At 49.8% G+C, this 2,059-nt stretch carries 1 protein-coding gene; it reads left to right on the forward strand.

The features are described from left to right. The first annotated feature begins 194 nt into the window (after window positions 1-194). A complete protein-coding gene (locus KDK14_RS06965; protein ID WP_257264314.1) occupies window positions 195-1,991 on the forward strand; it encodes a hypothetical protein in 1,797 nt (598 codons plus the stop codon). Window positions 1,992-2,059: the final 68 nt, after the last annotated feature.

The raw sequence follows: 2,059 nt of genomic DNA on the forward strand, positions 1-2,059 counted from the left end.
TCCGTTCACCCTGAGCTTGTCGAAGGGTCGTGCCACCGAACTTCGACAAGCTCAGCCCAGTCAGGCAATGAAAATAGTGAAGTTATTTCCAGACCCAGGTCTTGCCGGAACTTTTTACCGGTCAGTCACTCTGATCAATAAGAGCTTCCACCTTTTCGGAAATGGTCAATAACAATGCTTGCCGGAGCGTCATCATGAATATTTTTCGTGGCATACAAGGTTTATCCTGCCTGCATCGCCAACCAAATCCTGACACCCCGTCGGTAACGGCCTCTGGCCAATGGACAACCACCGAACCGGGCAGGCTGCTACCCCGCCCCAGAGAAGTGGAGCGAAACGCTCTGCTGCAGGCAGCCAGGTGTGGGCGCCTGGCGATTCGGTACATTGCATCAGCTGAAGAAGCCAGTAACTTTGATGGCACGCCAAGATCCTTTACCCTTGCCTTGCAGGGGATGCCCAGCGAGAAACCGGCAGATCAACATAAATGGAGGATAGGCATCGTCGATCCAAAGTGCCTGTATATCTACAAAAAAGATGCAGACACCCGGCGACCGGAACACGGCACAGCTGCGGATAAACTGGACGTAAAACTACTGTCTGATCTGCAATCATTGGATGAAAAATGTAAAGAGATAAAACATCGAGCGTGGTGGGAAGTTTATCCCTGGCAAAGTTCCTCCGGACATTTGGGGGCAGACGGGATTTTCAGCTTGCCAAAACTGAAGCCTGGCAAATACGGTGCCTCCTTAACCGTTTCAGTTAATCCTTACGGCCCCCTGCCCCATCCAAAAATCGTAGTCACCCATTATAGAAATGCAGACATTAAATGCTTTTTTGTTGAGCGTAGTAACTATAAAAATATTTCGGATATCCTGCATCAAAAGCGTGAGTGTGAACAGGCATTGGGCATTGAACCGCTGCCACTGGTGGTTTTTTGCTGCCTCACCGGGTCTGTAGAGGTCTGTTATGATGATGAACTGGACTCCAGGCATCTGGCCATGATTGAGAACTCCCTGAATAGTTTTGTCTCTTCGCACAAAATCAGGAAAATAATGAAATTGTTGCCAATGCCTTTGCAAGCAAAGGCACTGAGTTCAGGATTTACCATCCCGCCGAATGATCAACATAAATGGCAACAGGCCATCGAGCTGGTGAGTAATCCCGGTCATTACAGTTACCCGGAGCTTTTGGCATTAAAAGAGAGTGGTTTGCCAATTCACCGCTGTTTTTTGCATGAAGGAACGGTGACTTCTCTGCTTGATATATTCCTGATGTCTGAAACAGACAGATACAATAATCTGCCTGGCCAACAGGAAATACCGGCTCAGGAAGACGCTGACCGGTTACTCCGGCTGCTTTTGCACAGCGGGGCAATACTGGCTGAACGGGGCTGGTCCCTTATCAGAACGATGGGAGATTGTGAGCAACTGTCAATGCCATTGGCCATATTCAATGATCTGGTGGCGGCCTTTGCTCCATTCAAGGCCCTGACCTTGCAGAACCTGTGGAATATACCATTGACCGGTTGTCCGGGAGGCGTCGTTGAATTTGACCAAATCTGCAAGAAGTGCCCGGACCGGGAACTGCAGAACGGCCTGAAAGAGGAATTATCCCCCAAGCGACTCTTACAGAAACCAACCCTCGATACCATACAGTCCCACCTTCTGGCCTTGTTTCATTACGGGGCTGTCCTGGACGAAGACGTTCTGGAGACCGTTAAAAGCGATCTTGGGACGTATTACCGTGACGATACAACGATTATTGAAAATTTATCCGTAGCCGGGTTTATCGATTGGCTTGAAAAACTCCGTCAGGAACATCAATCCCACCCGTTCTACCTGGATTGGCAAGCACATGTCAAGGAGGCCCGTGAGGAAATCAAGAAAAAGAAACAATCCCTCGAGCTGCCGGACTATCCCCACGCGTCGGTGGCACCAGCGTTGCAGTTTATGGTGGATGCATTTAGCGAACCGCCGGGTCTTGCCGGATAATGTCGGCGATAATGAAGACACTATCCTCACGGTGTTACAGCATTATTACCGTCGCCCGGGACCGGAGC

Origin of the sequence: Endozoicomonas sp. ONNA2 (assembly GCF_024606365.1) — a bacterium.
Lineage (GTDB): Bacteria > Pseudomonadota > Gammaproteobacteria > Pseudomonadales > Endozoicomonadaceae > Endozoicomonas.